This is a genomic window from Nonomuraea sp. H19 (assembly GCF_052068215.1).
In the GTDB taxonomy this organism is placed as follows: domain Bacteria; phylum Actinomycetota; class Actinomycetes; order Streptosporangiales; family Streptosporangiaceae; genus Nonomuraea.
This window is the reverse complement of record NZ_JBQHCV010000009.1, coordinates 32001-48069: the sequence shown is the minus strand read 5'-3', so window position 1 is coordinate 48069 and position 16069 is coordinate 32001. Positions and strand designations below refer to the sequence as shown.

Below are 16069 nucleotides of genomic sequence, written 5' to 3'. Positions count from 1 at the left end.
CTTCATCCTGGGTGACTTCAGAGGACAGGACTCCTACGTGCGCAGGGCACGCGGCTCGCCTGACGGACGTCCCCCTACGGCCAGCACATCGGCCAACAGCTCCGCAAGTCCCACAGGCCGCAGAGTCTCCGTGGTCTCGGCCGCGACAAGCTCAGCCAAGGACCACCATCGGTGGTCAATGATCGCCTGCTGTTCGCCCGGCTCCAGGTAGGCGCGGGTGATGGTCTGCGTACCGCGCGCCCGCGCAAGGAAGTACCGCTCGTGCATGTGCACGGGTTCGCCGCCCCATCGGACGTCCGCATCCAGAGTCCACAGGCACGGCCCCCACTCGACCTCCGTCAGTCCGGTCTCCTCCAGCAGCTCTCTGCGAGCGGCCTGAAGGAAATCCTCGTCCTCCTTCAATCCTCCGCCTGGCGGCACCCAGAACAACTCCCGGACCGGAAACCCCGGGACGACGATGGCGCCGTCATCCCTGTGCCGGATCATCAAAATCCGATCGTCCTGGTCCAGCAGCACAATCCGGGCACCTCGTCGGGTCCGCATCGCCTGCTCCCATCCGGCGTGGTCACTCAGTTAGTCACCCAGCAACGCAGAAGGCCGCCTCCCATAACCAGGAAATGGCCTTTGACCTGAGTGGGGTGTTCACGAGTAGGGCTGGCCTGGGGCGCGAGAAGGGTTGAGAAGATCGCTTCCCGAAGGGAGAATCATCGCACATGCCGCTGCGGGCCCTGCCCGGAAGGAGATCCAGTGGCACCCCGCCCTCCGACCGCAACGTGGTCTGGTCGGTCGACGTCGGATCCCTGGGGCTCAATCGCCTGGGTCGGGACGATTCCGCCGCGGTGAGGGATCATGCTCGGGAAGCCAATCGCGGGTGGGATCGTATTCCAACCAGCGGTTGCGCTTCGCCTGCGCCGTGAAGGCGCTCGTCAAGGCTTCCAGCAGTGGATGGCCGCCGTTGTCACGCCACAGCAATGACCAGGCGTACAGGGGTGTCGGGTCCACCAGCGGGACCGAGCGGATCGCCGGGCCGGACGGGAGCGGCACGTCCGCGGGCAGCAGGCAGAAGCGGCGCGGATCCGCTGCCAGATCCACCAGGAAGTGGTCCAGCCCCAGATTGGTGCCCTCGGCCTGATCGCGGATGCCGAAGTGCTCGGCGAAGCGGTGCAGGAAGTCCAGCCGATGGAGCGGCCCGGGGGTCCACAGCACGCCGTCGTGCAGTTGCTCGGGCCGGATGGCCGGGGCGTGCGCCAGTGGGTGGTCGGCGCTGAGGATCGCATCCACCGGCTCCAGTCGCACCAGGCGATGCGTCAGCCCGGCGGGCAGAGGCGCGTGAACGCGGCCGAAGGCGGCGTCGATCGCGCCGTGCAGCAGCGCGGCTGCCACCGCAGGAAGGTCACGGCCATGCCCGAGTTCCAGCCGCGGCTCGTGGGATGCCACTTGCGCCAGCGTGCGCATGGGCGCATACAGGTGGCCCCACACGTCGATCCGCAGCGGACGGTACGCATCCAGCACCGTCGCCACGGCCAGGTCGGCGGCGGCCAAGGCCTGTCGGGCAGGCTCCAGGAAACGTTGCCCGGCCTCGGTGAGCCGTACCCCGTGGCCACCACGTTCGAATAGGCGCCTGCCGAGCATGGACTCCAGGCGGGCGATCCGCTTGGACAGCGCCTGCTGGGAGATCGACAGTTCCTCGGCCGCGTGACCGAAGTGCAGCTCTTCGGCGGCCAGGACGAACGCGCGCACCTGCGCCAGGTCGAGGTCCACGTCTTTCACCTTAGGTGACAACCGGTGGTTGTCGGCTTGTCCCGTACGTTGTTGGATCCCGCGGCTCGTGCGCCGGTTTCATGGCTGCATGCGAAGATTGATCCCCACGGGAGATCCAGCGCGTCCGGTGGAGTTCGCCCAGGACGTTCAGCCCGTACCCACCGCAGGGGAAGCGCTGATCAAGGTCGAGGCCTTCTCCCCGAACCGAGGTGAGACCTTCCTTCTGGAAGAGCCGAAACCCGGCCTGCTGCCCGGCAAGGACGTCGCCGGCCTGGTCGTGCAGGCCGCCGCCGACGGCTCGGGACCGCCGGCCGGCACCCGCGTGGTGGGCCATCCGCCGATGGGCGGCTGGGCCGAGTACGTGGCCGTGCCCACTCACTCGCTGGCCGTGCTGCCCGACGAGATCAGCGCCGTCCAGGCGGCCGCGCTGCCGCTGGCCGGGATCACCGCGCTTCGATTGCTCCGTACGGTCGGCGCCCTGGCGGGCAGGCGGGTGCTGGTCACCGGCGCCTCTGGCGGGGTGGGCCACTACTTCACCGAGATGGCGGCCGCGGCCGGGGCGGAGGTGAGTGCGGTCACCGCCACTGTGGAGCGTGGTGCACGCCTGCGCGAGCTGGGTGCCGCGGCGATCGTGCACGACGTGGCCGACGCGGGCGGGCCGTTCGACGTGGTGCTGGAGTCCACCGGCGGAAGCGCGTTCGCGACCGCGCTGGCCAGGCTGGTCCCCGGCGGCACGCTGGTCTGGTTCGGCCAGGCCAGCCGTACCCCGGCGACGATGAACTTCTTCGACCTGCTCGCCGGGCCGGAGAACGCCGTGATCCGGCACTTCCACTATGCGGGCGCGCCATACGGTCCCGATCTGGCCACCTTGGTACGTCTGATGTCCGGAGGCCGGCTTCACCCGGAGATCGGCCGTACCGCCGATTGGAGCCAGACCGCCGATGTGCTGGTCGACCTGCGGGAACGCCGGATCCGCGGTAACGCGGTCCTGACGATCGGAGCACCACGATGAGCGCCGCCGACTTCGCCGCCGCCAACCTGACGCGGGCCACGGGAGCCGGGCTGGACCCGCACGAATACCAGCGGGTCACCGGTGAGCTGGCCGACCTGGGCCAATGGGGCGAGGTCTTGATGCGCGCCGCACACGGACACCTTGCGCGCGCCGAGCAGGCGGGCACGGCGATTTCCGCGGGCGAGCACTGTCAGGTCGCAGCGCGCTGGTTCCACTTCGCCACCCTGGGGCCGAATCCTGAACACGCACTCGCCGCCGCCAAAGCCGACTCCGCCATGGGCCGCGCCCTGCAACTGCTGGAGCCCGGCGCGCGCCGGATCGAGGGATCGGGCTTCGCCGGCTGGCTGCGCGGCCCGACCGACGCGGCGGCCACGGCCGTGGTGGTGCCTGGGCTGGACTCCAGCAAGGAGGAGTTCCACGACGTGACCACCGCTTTGCTGCGCCGGGGCCTGGCCGTGTTCGCCATGGACGGGCCGGGCCAGGGGGCGCTCGCGGCCACCTCCACGATCACTGCGGCCTACCACCAGGTGATCAGCCGGGTCATCGACGCACTCGGCGTCGAGAGCGTCGGACTGGTCGGGCTCAGCCTCGGCGGCTACTACGTCGCCGAAAGCGCCGCCCATGAACCGCGCGTCGCGGCCGCGGTCACCGTCAGCGGTCCCTTCCGCCTGGATTGGAACACCCTGCCGTCCCCCGTACAGGAGATTCTCATCCAGCGCGCCGGCGGAGAGGAAGCCGCCCGCCACTTCGCCCGCCAGGTGGACCTGTCCACCCTCGCTCCGCGCATCACCTGCCCTCTCATGGTGGTGGACGGCGGCCAGGACCTCATCCCCGGCGTGACCAACGGCGAACCCCTCGCCCGCCTGGCGCCACGCGGACAGTACTTGCACATCCCTCACGGCGACCACCTGCTCGGCAACGCCCGCCCCGACTGGCTGCCGGCGGCCGCCGACCGACTTTCCGGAGCACTCACATAATGCGCTTCATCGACAAAACCGCGTTGATCACCGGCGGCACGAGCGGCATGGGACTGGCCACCGCACACCGCCTCGTCGCCGAAGGCGCCCACGTGATCGTCACCGGCCGCACCCAGCGGCGTGTGGACCAGGCCGCAGCCGTGCTCGGCTCGCACGCCCTCGGCGTGGTGGCGGACGCGGCCGACCTCAACGATCTGGTGGCCCTCATGGATATGATCAAGACTCGGTACGGCCGGCTGGACGTCGTCTTCGCCAACGCCGGCGTGGGCACGTTCGCGCCCTTCGCCGACATCACCGAAGCCGACTTCGATCAGGCCATCGGCGTGAACGTCAAAGGCGTGTTCTTCACGATCCAGAAGGCGCTGCCGCTGCTGGCCGATGGCGGCTCCATCGTCATCAACGCCTCCTGGACCCTGCATCGCGGCAACGGCATCCTCACGCTCTATTCGGCCACCAAGGCGGCCGCGCACAACCTGGCCCGTACCTTGGCGGCGGAACTCGCGCCGCGTGGAATCCGCGTCAACTCCATCAGCCCGGGGTACATCGACACGCCGATGTACCCGGCCGCGGCGTTGAGCGAGACAGAGTCGACGGCCATCACCGGCCGGGTGGCGGCCGGCCGATTCGGCCGGGCGGAGGAGGTCGCCGCGGCGGTGACGTTCCTGGCCTCCTCAGAGGCGTCCTACATCAACGGCCAGGACCTCGTCATCGATGGCGGCCTGGTGACCGCGATCCCCGCCTGACCATGCCCGCCCATGCCCGCCCATGCACGAGAGACGGGCACCCGCAGCCCAGCGGCCGATCTCTCACGTCTCCCAGCGGCCCGGCACCACGAGCGCCCAGAAGATCGCTTCCCGGCTGGTCCGAGATGGTTTCCCAATTCCTCGGACTTCAGGCGAGGTCGAGAACCGGGATCAGTTGCTCCTCCTCATACGTCAGGTGCGCTTCGAGCTCATCGACGAGCCGTTCGATCTCGGCCCGCACCTTTAGCGGATCCCCACCGGAAAGGGCCTGCTTCAGCTCTTCCAGGAGTACGGTGATGCGCTCGTGCTCCTTGGCCAGCCGCTCCAAGGTCGGAGCGAGCGAGGGATGCTGCTCGGCCAGGCCGGGGAACATCATGGTGTCCTCGCCCGTGTGGTGATGGTGCAGCCCCTGGCAGACGGTCAGGCAATTGATCCTGAGCTGTACGCCCAGGTCTGGCCGTCCTGAATCGGACAGCTCCTTGCGGATCAGCGCGAGTTCGCGGCGGAAGCCGTCGTGCACCAGCTTGAGGTACGCACCGCCCGACGGTGCGCTATCCCGGGGCGGACCAGTCACGCGAAGTGCGACGACCGGGATGGTGCGCGTCGTCTTGGCCTGATAGTCGGCCCAGCCGGGGTCGCCTTCCACCGCGCGGGCGAACGCCGTGTCACGCTCGGTGCCCTCCAGGACCTCCGCCTCGACATCGAAGATGAGGACGCCAGTCTCGACGGTGGCGCGCGGGCTGGCCTTCAGATTGTGGTACCAGGCCGGGTTGTTCGGCGCTTCCCCGGCGAAGGCGATGACCAGCATGCGCTCGACGCCGTCGGGCAGGTAGGCGAGCGGGGTCGTGTGTGGCTCGCCCGAGCGGGCGCCCGTGGTGGTGAGCAGGAGCAGCCTCGCTCCCTCGAAATGGCCACCGACTTGGCCGTTGTTGGCGCGGAACTCGTCGATGACCTGCTTGTTGAAATCCATTCTTCTCCATTGGTGGTTCCTGATGTGCCGTACTGAATGGAGAAGAAGACGGCGGGCCACGGGCCCGCCCGGCGATCAAGCGTCAGCCGGGCTGCTCTCTGGTGCGTGGCCCAAGGCCGACCCGGCAGTCAGGCAGATCACGCTACTTCATCAAGATATTTTCCGCAAAAGTGGCATACCTGCGTGCCGGCAATTTTCAAAAGGGCGGGCATCCCGCCGATGATCACGTGGGAGACCATGGAGAAGATCTTGGGCGAGTCGGCTCAACTGGCCCAAGAGCCCGCATGTGATCAGTGAGGTCGTCGATGTGATTGCGGCCGACGCGGCCTGGAACGATCGAATATGGGTTCGCAGACAGGACCGGAGATCCCTCAGCAGGGCCCATCGATCCGGACAAATCCGGCCATATGTTGAGGCCGAATGCACTGACAACCTTACACACAGTTGACTATCGTGACTAAAGGGGAATACTGGGTTTCCCGTTCGGCCGTCGTTCCACTGAGACCGAGGATGCTCATGTCGCTTGGCCTCGCCATGCCTCAGGCAGAGCCGCAGCAGGCACACAACCGTGCCGACGTCGCGGCAGGGCGTGTGCCACGCCGGCGTGATCCTCGCCAGCCGCCGTGCGAGGCCGACACGCGCCGTTAGCGGGCTCTTCGGCGGTCGACATCTCCCCGCCGGCTCTTCTCGACCCCCAGGACTGTCATGCCGCCAGACTCCTTCAGCGTCCCCATAGTGATCGGCGCCGCCGTTCTCGCCCTCGCCCTCGCGGGCGTCCTGATCCTCCACTTCCGCGTACGCAACGACCTCACCCGGGCCCGTGGGCAGCTGGTTCAGGCCCGTCAGGCGCAGGAGCACCTGACGCGCGAGACCAGCGCCAGGGACCAGCGGCAGGTGCAGGCGGAGCGCCAGACCCAGGAGAGCGAGGCACTGCTGCGCGAGGCGCGCGCCCAGCAGGACCTCGTGCGCGCCGAGACCGAGCACCTGATCTCGAAGCGGATTCCCGCCCTGCTGTCCCACCTGCGCGCGCCGCATGTGATCGTCCCCGGCGTGCACAACCCGGCACTCGCCGGCACGGACGTCGACAGGCAGCACCGCGCCATCCTCGACGCGCTCACCCGCGGCGTCCGCGCGGAAGGCGAGCGCATCGACGAGGCGGCCCAGTCGATCATCAGGGGCGCGATGTCCCGCGTGCAGACCCAGGCACTGCGCGCCCAGGACCTGCTCTCCGGCGTACAACAGCGCTACAGCGGCGACGAGCACACGGCGCTGCTGCGCGAGGTGCTGGGACTCGACATGTTCAACGAACTGATCATCCGTCGTGCGCAGGTCACCGGCATCGCCTGTGGCGCCACGCCCGGCCTGTCGCGTGACGACACCTATCTGGTGGACCTGATGGTGGGCGCGATCTCCCGGGTGGAGAACTTCGAGCAGCGCATCGAGGGCCCGGCCAACCACCTGCGCCGCCGGATCGGGGTCGCCGCCCGCGCCGCCGAGTCGATCCTGTTCGTCACCGCCGAGCTGCTGGCCAACGCGGTCCACCACTCCCATGGCACGCTCAAGGTGACCATCGCCGTGCACGAGACCAACAACGGCGCCGCCATCGTCATCGACGACGCCGGTGTCGGCCTGAACGAGGACCAGTACGCCCGCGCGAGCCGCCTGCTGAGTGGCACCCACCCGGTCCGCCTGGTCGATTTGGGCAACCCGCCGCACACCGGCTGGGCCGCGATCGGCCGTCAGGTCGCCCACTACGGCATGCAGGTCACGGTCAAGAAGAGCGCCTTCGGCGGCGTCCAGGCCGTGCTGAGCATTCCCACCGCCCTGCTGGTGGAGATGCCGGAGGACAGCCGACCGTCGGTGCTGGCACCTGAGCCGGTCCGCGTCACTGTCCCGGCCGCAGCCATAGGCATCCGGCCGGATCTTGCTGCCGCCGTCCCAGCCTCCACCACAGCCATCCGGCCGGAGCCTGTGGCCTCCGTCCCAGCCTCCACCACAGCCATCCGCTCGGAGCCCGCGGCAGCGCTCCGTCCGGAACCCGCGACGGCGTCCGAGCAACGACGTCCCCCTGCGGAGAATCTGGCGCCGCTACCGCAGCGCCGCCGCCAGTCGTCGCCTGCCGGGTCTGGCTCTGGGCCCACCGGCGGATCGAGCGGCTCTGGCGGTTCTGCCGACTCGGGCGGCAGGTCGCTCACCACCCCGGAGGAGGCCCAGAAGCGGTGGGGAGATTTCCAGGTCGGGGCCGAAGCGGGCCGCCGCGAAGCGCTCCCGCCGCAGCAGCATGACATCACCGAAGGGAATTGACCGCTCCATGGACACTCGCAGCGCTTCCAACCGTGTTCAGGCCAAGGGTCGCCCGCTGTCCCTCGACGTGTCCTGGGTCCTGTCGCCCCTGCTGGCACTGCCTGGTGTCGCCCGCGGCGTGGTGTTGAGCCGTGACGGGCTCATCCTCGGCGGCTCGGCCGACGTGACCGCCGAGAGCGGCGAGCGCGCCGCCGCCATGACGAGCTCTGTGCTGGGAGCCGCCCGCGCCCTGTGCGACGGTCTCAGCAACGGCGTCGACGGCGAGGTCGTGGACATTGTCATCTCCGCCGGCAGCGGCTACTACTACATCGCCCCGGCCGGCGACCGCGCCGCCATCGTCGTCGCCGCCACCGGGGCAGTCAACGTCGGCGCGCTGGCCTACGAGGTGCAGCTCCAGGTGCAGAAGCTGATCAAAGCTCTCGACGAGGCCAGTGCGGCCAGGGTGCCGGGCGTCCGGGCATGACCTCCGGACGGCAGCGGCGGCGCGTCGTCCCGGATTACATGGCCGCCGCGAGGTTGACCGTGCCCGAGTACATCAGCGTCGAGCGCACGACCCTGGTCTACATCGCGCCCGACGCCGCCACCAACGGGCTGGACCCTCCGGGATCGTACCTGCTGGCCCTGCTGCGGGATGGGCCGTTGTCGGTGTATGAGTGCGCCGCGCATCTGGGCCTGCCGTACTGCGTGGTGCGGTTGCTGGTCGCCGGGCTGGTCGGTGGCGGAACGCTGCTGACCCGCGATCCGCCGGCCGCCGACCTGCCCGACATCGAGATCTTGGAGTTGGTACTCAGTGGCCTCCGCGCTCTCTGACAGCCGTATCAGTACCGAACACATCCCGGTCAAGCTGGTCATCGCCGGGCCGTTCGGCGTGGGCAAGACGACCATCGTGAGCGCGCTCTCGGAGATCAAGCCCCTCAACACCGAGGAGGTGCTCACCCAGGCAGGCACGCTGGTGGACGACCTCTCCGGCGTGAACGAGAAGACGACCACGACCACCGCGATCGACTTCGGCCGCCTCACCCTGCCAGGCGTGGTGCTCTACCTGTTCGGAGCGCCGGGCCAGACCCGATTCCAGGTCCTGTGGGACGAGCTGGTCCGCGGCGCGCTGGGAGTCCTGGTGCTGGCCGACACCCGCCGCATCGACGACAGCTTCGCCGTCCTCGATTTGGTGGAGAACGCCGGCATCCGCTACGCGGTGGCCGTCAACCACTTCCCCGACTCGCCGGATTACCCGCCGGATGCCCTGCGCAAGGCGCTCGACCTGGACCCGCGCACGCCGCTGGTGGTGTGCGACGCCCGCGACCCCGCCTCCGCCCGCGCCTCGCTGATCGCGCTGGTGGAGCACATCAGAGAGCTGGTGTTGTCATGACCCTGCGCTATATGCCCGACTCCGGGCGCCTGTACGGGCCCGAGTACGCCAGGGACCCGCAGGCGGTCTATGCGGAGCTGCGCCGTCGGCACGGCGCGGTCGCGCCCGTCGAGATCGCCCCGGGCATCGAGGCCCACCTGGTGATCGCCTACCAGGCCGCCGTGGACGTGCTCACGAACGCCGGCGGCGTCTGGAGCAAGAACCCCACCGCCTGGCAGGCGCGGCTCCCCGACACCCCGGAGGCCACGGGGATGATCGCCATGCTCGGCTACCGGCCCAACGCGCTGTTCTCCGACGGGGCCGAGCACGCCCGCTACCGGAAGGTGATCTCCGACTGCTTCCATCTGGTCCAGCCGCACAAGCTGCGCCAGATGGTGATCGAGGTGTGCGACTCGCTCATCAGCCAGTTCGCCGCAAAGGGCGAGGCCGACCTGGTCGCCGATTTCGCCAGGGCCATCCCGGCGCGCGTCTTCAACCTGCTCTTCGGGCGGCCCGACTCCGACAGCGCCGGCCTGACCCAGGCCCTGTCGGACATGATGGAGGCGGACGGCGAGACGGGCGCGCGGGGCAGCGACGCGTTCAGCCGCTACATCGGCGAGCTGATCCAGGGCAAGTACACCCAGCGGGGCGATGACCTGACCTCCTGGTTCATCGACCATCCGGCCGGGCTGGGGAGCGACGAGCTGGCGCAGACCATCGTGCTTGTGGTGGCCGCCAGCTACGAGCCCACGGCCAACCTGATCTCCAACACGATCTCCCGGATGGTCAGCGACGACCGCTACTACAGCTCGCTCAGCAATGGAGCGCTCAGCACGTACGACGCCCTGATGGAAGCCCTGCGCGCCGAGCCCGCCATGGCGAACTACGGCCCGTACTTCGTGCGCCAGCCCGTGCACTTCCACGGCACCTGGATCCAGCCCGCCGAGCTGGTCCTCGTCTCCTATGCCGCGGCCAACACCGAGCCCAGCAACGTACCCGAGGAGATGCGCTCCGACGGCGGCGCGTACCTGGGCTTCGGCGCCGGGCCACACCGCTGCCCGGCCAGCGACCCGGCTGTGCTCATCGCCATGACCGCGATCGAGCGCCTGACCTCTCACCTGTGCGACCTCGAACTGACCGTGCCGCGCGATGGACTGCTGTGGCGGCCCGGCCCGTTCCACCGTGCGCTGGCGCACCTGCCGGTGCGCTTCACCCCCATCCGCCCCGATCAGCCGGGAGAATCCCCTTGGGCAGTACAACCCCCGTCGTCCTCGATCCCTTCGGAGCCGACCTCCCCGGCGAGGTCCGCCGGTTACGTGACCTCGGCCCCCTGGTCCTCGTAGAGCTCGCGGGTGGCATCCCGGCCTGGGCCGTCACCCGGCACGACCTGCTCAAGCAGCTCATCCTCGATCCGCTGGTGAGCAAGGACAAGCGGCACTGGCGGCTGCTGCCTCAGGTGGCCGACGAGCCCGGCTGGACCTGGATCATGACCTGGATCGGCGTGTCCAACATGCTCAGCGCCTACGGCGAGGAGCACCGGCGACTGCGCAAGCTGATCGCCCCGAGCTTCACCGCGCGCCGTACCAAGGCCATGCAGCCGATCGTCGAGGGTATCGTCGCGGACCTGCTGGACGCCATGGCTGCGCTGCCGCCGGGCCAGGTCATCGATCTGCGCAGCGCCTATGCCCACCCGCTGCCGATGCGGGTGATCTGTGAGCTGTTCGGCGTTCCCGCGGACATGCGGGTGGAGATGGCCCAGATGATGGAGGCCATCATGGACACCACCGCCACCCCGGAGCAGGCAACGGCCACGGCGGTCCAGATCGGCACCGTGCTGCCCGCCTTGGTCACCTACAAGCGCGAGCACCCGGGCGATGATCTGACCACGGAGCTGATCAACGTCCGCGACAGCGGCGACTCGCTCAGCGACGACGAGCTGCGCGACACCCTGCTCCTCCTTATCGCGGCCGGACACGAGACCACCGTCAACCTGATCGGCAACGCCGTGCACGCCCTGCTCACCCATCCGCACTACCTCCGGCGTGTCCTGCTGGGAGAGATCTCCTGGGAGGCGGTGATCGAGGAGACGCTGCGCTGGGCGCCGTCGATCGCCAACCTGCCACTGCGGTTCGCCATCGAGCCGATCGAGATCGGCGGCGTACGCATCGAGGCGGGCGACGCGATCATCGCCAGCTACCTGGCGGCCGGGCACGACCCCGACCAGCACGGCCCGGACGCCGACCGGTTCGACCCGACCAAGGAACGCGACGAGCACCTGGCCTTCGGCATCGGCGTGCACCGCTGCATCGGCGCTCCACTCGCCCGTCAGGAGGCGCTCACCGCCCTGCCTGCGTTGTTCGCCCGGTTCCCGGACCTGCGGCTGGCCGAGGACGAGACCGAGCTGGCGCACGTCCCATCCTTTATCGCGCACGGCTGGGGCAGGCTGCCGCTCCTGCTGCACCGGTGACCCTCACAGGCGACACGCGTTTCCCGTGAGGGGATGTGGAGGAGGTTCCGGCCGGTGCCGTCAAGGCTGACCACAGGGTCGGCATGGCCGCCTGGCCGGAACACGGAGTCCCGCGACGGTGGATCAAGGCGCTGGCCGGACATCCGGTCCTCGTCCAGAGGCCGATACAAGCGCCGGCACCCAAACGGCGTCCTCAACGGTGCCGAGCGTGGCCCGGTCGACCGCGGCGTGGTCGACCGGGCCGGGCAGGTTCGAGAAGTACAGCCGCCACGCCGGGACCGTGGCCATGCCGCGTAGGGTCCGCAAACGCATGGTGGTGAAAGTGGCAGCGGTCATCTTGTACGCCCGATCGTCCTGGGCGGACGCCTCTTGGCATCCGAAGATTATCGAGGGTCACGTGGGACCGTCAGAGCACCACATAGTGAACGCAACGCCAGCTCGGCGTACTGGTGGGCGATCTCGTCGGCGGTGAGTCTGCCGCCTGGGTCGTACCACTGGTACACGGTGTCGGCCATGGTGACCAGCGCGTAGGTGGCGACTGTCACGTCGGTCACCTGGAAGTCCCCACTATCTCGGCCGGCTGCGATGATCCGCCGCGGGATGTCCACGATCCTGTTCTGCAGTTCAGCCAGTTCGGCGCGCTGGGCCGGGCTGAGGTTGTCGCGGTAGCCGGTGGTGCGCAGCGCGTCGTAGCTGGCGGCGCGCGTTCGGTCGGTGAGTTGCGCCCGTACATGCGCGGTGATGTAGGACGTGAGCCGCTCCACGGGTGTGTTGCCGTGTACCTGGCCTTGCATGGTCTGGAGGAAGTCCTCGAGGCAGTTGCGCAGGAATTCGACCAGGATCGCCTGCTTGTTCTCGTAGAACCAGTAGATCGACGGGGCTGCGATCCCCACGCGTTCGGCGATGGCTTTGACGCTGGTCCTGGCGTAGCCGCGCTCTACGAACAGGGCGGCGGCATGCTTCAGGATCTCGGCGCGGGTGCCCGGGTCTCCGATTTTCCGGTCGAGACTGGACGCGGGAGCCATAGGGCGGATGTTACCAAGCGGCCCAAGCCGTCCCTTGCACGGACACGACCTTGACAGGTGTGGGGTGAGAACACCTAGATTCTCCCTAATGACGTTAGGGAGATGTTGAGCTCTCGGGACTGGGTGGGTCAGCGCGTGCGTGGTGCTCGCCCCCGTCGCCGACGCGGTGTCGCCGCCGTACGAGTGCCGCGTTTGCCCGAACGTTCGGCTCGGTCGTCGCCGGCCGCGGATGAAGGGGAACGATGGGGCGGATAGTGGTCTTTGGAGGCTCTGGCCGGATCGGCCAGGAGATCGTCGCGGGCCCGGAGAGGACCGGGCCATGACGGTCCCAGTGACCTGTGTGGAACTGATCGAAGCTCACCGGGACCGAGTAGGCGGCGATTTGGAATACCTCGTCGACGGGACACAGCGGCTCACCGTGTCGCAGTTTTCCGTGGAGGTGGCGCCGATTGTCACCCGCCTCACCGCGGAGACCGAGCGCGGGGACCGGGTCGCCGTGGTGATCCCGAATCGGTGGGAGATCCTCGCCGTCTTCGAGGCGGTCTGGCGTTCTGATGCGGTCGTCGTGCCGCTCCTGCCGTCGTCGCCACCGGACCAGGTCGCCCGGGCTCTGCGGCACGCAGGGCCGCGCGCGGTCGTTGCAGACGCATCCACCCGGCCGCTGGTCCAAGAGGCGGTCTCCCAGGCGGGCGTACACGTGCCAGTCATCGACATTGACGCGGACCGGCCGCTCGCCAGCGGCGACGGCGACGAAGGTGACGAACGGGCTCCCGCGCCGGGCGACCTCGTGGCGATCCTCGGCCACGGCGACGTCTGCCGAGACGAACTCAGAGCCTGGTGCGCCGCCCACCTGACCGGCGCGAGAACGGTTGACGAGGTGTACCTCGTCGAATACATCCCGCTGACCCCGATCGGCAAACCCGACCGGCACCGGCTGGCCGGTCTCCTCGACAAGGAACAGGACGCATGGACGTAACCGCCACCTATATCGGCACCGCCACGGTCTTGCTGCGGATCGGCGACCTGACCGTCCTGACCGACCCGGCGCTCGACCCGGCCGGCACGGTCTACGACTATCCCGTCCCGGTGCGCCGCACGAAGGATCCCGCCGTCGGCGCCGCCGACCTTCCCCCTGTCGACGTGGTGCTGCTCAGCCACGACCAGCACCCGGACAACCTCGACCACGCCGGGCGGGCGCTGCTCGCCTCGACGGGCACCGTGATCACCACGGGCTCGGGCGCGACCCGGATCCCCGGAGCCGTCGGACTTGACCCCTGGCAGAGTTTCGAGCTCTCCGGGGGCCACCAAACCGCCCGGGTCACCGCGACCCCGGCGCGGCACGGCCCCGAAGGGATTGAACCGCTCGCCGGTGACGTGATCGGATTCGTGCTGGAGATCCCGGGGGCATCGGCCGCCCTGTACGTCTCCGGTGACACCGTCTACTACGACGAGCTCGACCGGATCGGCGAGCGCTTCACCATCGGCACCGCCTTCCTGCACCTCGGTGACGCCCGCGTCCCTGCCCTCGGCGACTTCTCCTTCACCTTGGACAGCTCCGAAGGCGCCCGACTCGCGCGATCGCTGGACGCCGCGACGGTCGTCCCAGTGCACTTCGACTCATGGGAGCACTTCAACGAGGACCCCGGGCGGATCTCCGACACATTCGCCGACGCCGGGCTCGCCGACCGTCTGCACTGGCTGCCGCCCGGTGAGCCCTATCGACTCGCCTGGCCATCTCTCAACGTCAGCGGATGATGCCGACCACGCCCAAGTGCCGCTGAGCAGGCCGACGAACAGGACGTGCTGGCGGCCGCGCTGGACAGCGGCGTCAAGGCGATCCTGACCAGCTGCGGCACCTCGCCCGGTCGGCGCGCCATCGCCGACCTGGCGAGGTGGCTGCGCCGGCGGATCGGCCGGGCCGAGGTCACGGCTGATCCGCGCAGAGCGTGAGCGCGGGGTTGCGGTACACGATGGCGTGCGGCAGTTCATCAGGAGTCTTGGTCCAGTTGGGAATGCCCTCGCCGCAGACCGAGGCGTCAGCGGCTCCGTCCCACACTTTGGTGACCCGGTAGGTCGCCGAGGGCCCGCAGGGCACCTTGGACACCTTGCCGGTGGGGAAGCCGATCTCCTGGTAGAAGCAGTCGCCCTCCTTCGCGTTCAACATCAGGCACAGCTGGCCGCGTGATCGGCGGCCGCCGATCACGGCGTATCCGTTGGTGACGTCGTCACAGCGGTTCGCCTTCTTGATCACCTTGTAGGCGGCCCGCGGGGTGGTGCACCCGACGATGTGGAAGTCGTCCCGGAGGGTCTTGCCGCCCTTTCCGAGCGCTTCGAGGCAGGAGCCGACCTGGGCGTTGGTCGGATCGTCCGCGGCGGCGCACCCCGCGCCCACCGCGATCAGGAGCACACAGGCGAGGCCCGTGGTGAGGCAGGCAACGGTACGGCGGCGATCACTCGAGGCGCCCATCATGGCACGGCAGCCTAACCGGGTAGCCGGACGCTTCCGCTCATTTACGGAATCGCCGAAGCGGGTGAAGTCCTCTGCACGTCACTGCTTTACGGGCAAAGAGGTGGCTACACGCCCGCTGAGCAGGAACGCCGTGAGCGTGTACGGCTGCAGGCGGGCGAGTGGTTCGAGGCCGGAGAGTCGATCAGGACGGTCGCCGCACGGTTACGGGTGCACGAGCAATCGGTGACGCGCTGGCGCAAAGCCTGGCGCGAGGGCGCAAGGCACGGCTGTTCCAGCTGACCGTTCAGCAGACGGTTGAGTGGCTGTTGAAGGCGTGGACGGCCCAATAGCCGGTCCCGGGTCCCGGTGCGGGTCCGCGTTATCGCCGCGCTAACCGCCCGCTAACGCCCGCCCCGACAATCGCCACAACCGTCATCAGGTAGGGGATGCGAGGAGGCAGGACGTGAGAGTGCTCATCGACAGGGCTCTGGCGCTGGTGGTCCCGGAAGTGAGGGCGTCGGCGGTGTGCGGATACCAGTACAGGTGCGTCTCGAACGGCTGGTACAGGAGGCTGTGCTGCTCGTCTTCCGGCGACAACTGCGGGCCCTGGCAGCGGATCGGTTCCGCCTGCCCGTAGGGAGAAGGCCCGCCGCGGCCGTACCGTCAGAGGTGGGAAAGCCATCGCCGCGCTGCCGATTCCGGACGCGCCGGTGGTCCGATCTGACGGTTATTGATCGCTGACGGGCCGGGCTCCGGGGAGCAGGGGCCCGGCCCGTCAGCTGCCACGGGTTTGGCAGGCAGGTCCGTTGGCACTGGGTGCGGCAGACCGTTCCCGGGTCCTGGACTGGACGGAAATTCCGCCAGGGATGGCCCAGTGCGGTCCCGACGAGTGGCGGGTCGTTGTCGAGGTGCCAGCTCTGGCCATACCTGACCCCAGCGTGCCGAACGGCGACGCCCCAGAGAACCTGCCCTACCCCGCGTGCTTCCGCGATGCGACCGAGATTCGCGCCGTC

At 69.0% G+C, this 16069-nt stretch carries 18 protein-coding genes; 13 read left to right on the top strand and 5 right to left on the bottom strand.

From position 1 onward, the window contains the following. Positions 1-33: 33 nt before the first annotated feature. Both ACTMTI_RS21070 and ACTMTI_RS21065 read right to left on the bottom strand, forming a co-directional pair. Positions 34-543, bottom strand: coding sequence for an NUDIX hydrolase (locus ACTMTI_RS21070; protein ID WP_441122147.1), 510 nt, complete (start codon positions 541-543; stop codon positions 34-36). Positions 544-807: 264 nt separating this feature from the next. Beyond that, positions 808-1761, bottom strand: coding sequence for a LysR family transcriptional regulator (locus ACTMTI_RS21065; protein WP_441122146.1), 954 nt, complete (start codon positions 1759-1761; stop codon positions 808-810). Between the two features lie 88 nt (positions 1762-1849). Here ACTMTI_RS21065 and ACTMTI_RS21060 point away from each other — a divergent pair, with 88 nt between their 5' ends. The 3 genes from ACTMTI_RS21060 to ACTMTI_RS21050 are packed head-to-tail and all read left to right on the top strand — an operon-like array spanning position 1850 to position 4493. Continuing rightward, positions 1850-2773 (top strand): zinc-binding dehydrogenase, encoded by a 924-nt coding sequence (locus ACTMTI_RS21060; protein WP_441122145.1) that lies wholly within the window; start codon positions 1850-1852, stop codon positions 2771-2773. Next, positions 2770-3750, top strand: a complete 981-nt coding sequence (locus ACTMTI_RS21055) for an alpha/beta hydrolase family protein (RefSeq protein WP_441122144.1) — start codon at positions 2770-2772, stop codon at positions 3748-3750. Before ACTMTI_RS21060 ends, ACTMTI_RS21055 begins: the two co-directional genes overlap by 4 nt. Then, positions 3750-4493: a glucose 1-dehydrogenase gene (locus tag ACTMTI_RS21050; protein WP_441122143.1), complete on the top strand. Its 744-nt coding sequence runs from the start codon at positions 3750-3752 to the stop codon at positions 4491-4493. The genes ACTMTI_RS21055 and ACTMTI_RS21050 overlap by 1 nt, the downstream gene beginning before the upstream one ends. Positions 4494-4641: 148 nt before the next feature. Here the strand turns inward: ACTMTI_RS21050 and ACTMTI_RS21045 are convergent, their stop codons facing one another. Beyond that, the gene (locus tag ACTMTI_RS21045; protein WP_441122142.1) at positions 4642-5463 is read right to left on the bottom strand and encodes a nitroreductase/quinone reductase family protein; all 822 of its coding nucleotides are present in this window, start codon (positions 5461-5463) and stop codon (positions 4642-4644) included. 705 nt (positions 5464-6168) lie between these two features. Between ACTMTI_RS21045 and ACTMTI_RS21040 the strand changes: the two genes are divergently transcribed. From ACTMTI_RS21040 to ACTMTI_RS21015, 6 genes are read left to right on the top strand one after another with little or no spacing between them, the layout of a single operon-like run. After that, positions 6169-7767, top strand: coding sequence for a hypothetical protein (locus tag ACTMTI_RS21040; protein WP_441122141.1), 1599 nt, complete (start codon positions 6169-6171; stop codon positions 7765-7767). A gap of 7 nt (positions 7768-7774) precedes the next feature. Next, complete coding sequence (locus ACTMTI_RS21035) at positions 7775-8230, top strand: roadblock/LC7 domain-containing protein (protein WP_441122140.1); 456 nt, start codon at positions 7775-7777, stop codon at positions 8228-8230. Continuing rightward, entirely contained in the window at positions 8227-8577 is a 351-nt protein-coding gene (locus tag ACTMTI_RS21030; RefSeq protein WP_441122139.1) for a DUF742 domain-containing protein, read from the top strand. Before ACTMTI_RS21035 ends, ACTMTI_RS21030 begins: the two co-directional genes overlap by 4 nt. Further along, positions 8558-9136: a GTP-binding protein gene (locus tag ACTMTI_RS21025; RefSeq protein ID WP_441122138.1), complete on the top strand. Its 579-nt coding sequence runs from the start codon at positions 8558-8560 to the stop codon at positions 9134-9136. Before ACTMTI_RS21030 ends, ACTMTI_RS21025 begins: the two co-directional genes overlap by 20 nt. Beyond that, positions 9133-10458 carry a cytochrome P450 gene (locus ACTMTI_RS21020; protein WP_441122137.1) on the top strand — a complete coding sequence of 442 codons (1326 nt, stop codon included), beginning with the start codon at positions 9133-9135 and terminating at the stop codon, positions 10456-10458. The genes ACTMTI_RS21025 and ACTMTI_RS21020 overlap by 4 nt, the downstream gene beginning before the upstream one ends. Beyond that, the gene (locus ACTMTI_RS21015) at positions 10362-11582 is read left to right on the top strand and encodes a cytochrome P450 family protein (protein WP_441122136.1); all 1221 of its coding nucleotides are present in this window, start codon (positions 10362-10364) and stop codon (positions 11580-11582) included. The genes ACTMTI_RS21020 and ACTMTI_RS21015 overlap by 97 nt, the downstream gene beginning before the upstream one ends. Positions 11583-11965: 383 nt before the next feature. On the opposite strand, the gene ACTMTI_RS21010 is transcribed toward ACTMTI_RS21015, so the two are convergent. Then, complete coding sequence (locus ACTMTI_RS21010; protein ID WP_441122135.1) at positions 11966-12607, bottom strand: TetR/AcrR family transcriptional regulator; 642 nt, start codon at positions 12605-12607, stop codon at positions 11966-11968. A 319-nt stretch (positions 12608-12926) separates the two neighbouring features. Between ACTMTI_RS21010 and ACTMTI_RS21005 the strand changes: the two genes are divergently transcribed. The 3 genes from ACTMTI_RS21005 to ACTMTI_RS20995 are packed head-to-tail and all read left to right on the top strand — an operon-like array spanning position 12927 to position 14557. Continuing rightward, positions 12927-13583, top strand: a complete 657-nt coding sequence (locus tag ACTMTI_RS21005; protein ID WP_441122134.1) for an AMP-binding protein — start codon at positions 12927-12929, stop codon at positions 13581-13583. Continuing rightward, positions 13574-14362 (top strand): MBL fold metallo-hydrolase, encoded by a 789-nt coding sequence (locus ACTMTI_RS21000; RefSeq protein WP_441122133.1) that lies wholly within the window; start codon positions 13574-13576, stop codon positions 14360-14362. Before ACTMTI_RS21005 ends, ACTMTI_RS21000 begins: the two co-directional genes overlap by 10 nt. Positions 14363-14407: 45 nt before the next feature. Next, positions 14408-14557 carry a hypothetical protein gene (locus ACTMTI_RS20995; protein ID WP_441122132.1) on the top strand — a complete coding sequence of 50 codons (150 nt, stop codon included), beginning with the start codon at positions 14408-14410 and terminating at the stop codon, positions 14555-14557. Here ACTMTI_RS20995 and ACTMTI_RS20990 read toward each other — a convergent pair. After that, complete coding sequence (locus tag ACTMTI_RS20990; protein ID WP_441122131.1) at positions 14532-15077, bottom strand: LppU/SCO3897 family protein; 546 nt, start codon at positions 15075-15077, stop codon at positions 14532-14534. The two genes, ACTMTI_RS20995 and ACTMTI_RS20990, sit on opposite strands and share 26 nt — an antisense overlap. Positions 15078-15116: 39 nt before the next feature. On the opposite strand from ACTMTI_RS20990, the gene ACTMTI_RS20985 reads away from it, so the two are divergent. Then, complete coding sequence (locus ACTMTI_RS20985; protein ID WP_441122472.1) at positions 15117-15356, top strand: helix-turn-helix domain-containing protein; 240 nt, start codon at positions 15117-15119, stop codon at positions 15354-15356. Positions 15357-16069 lie beyond the last annotated feature (713 nt).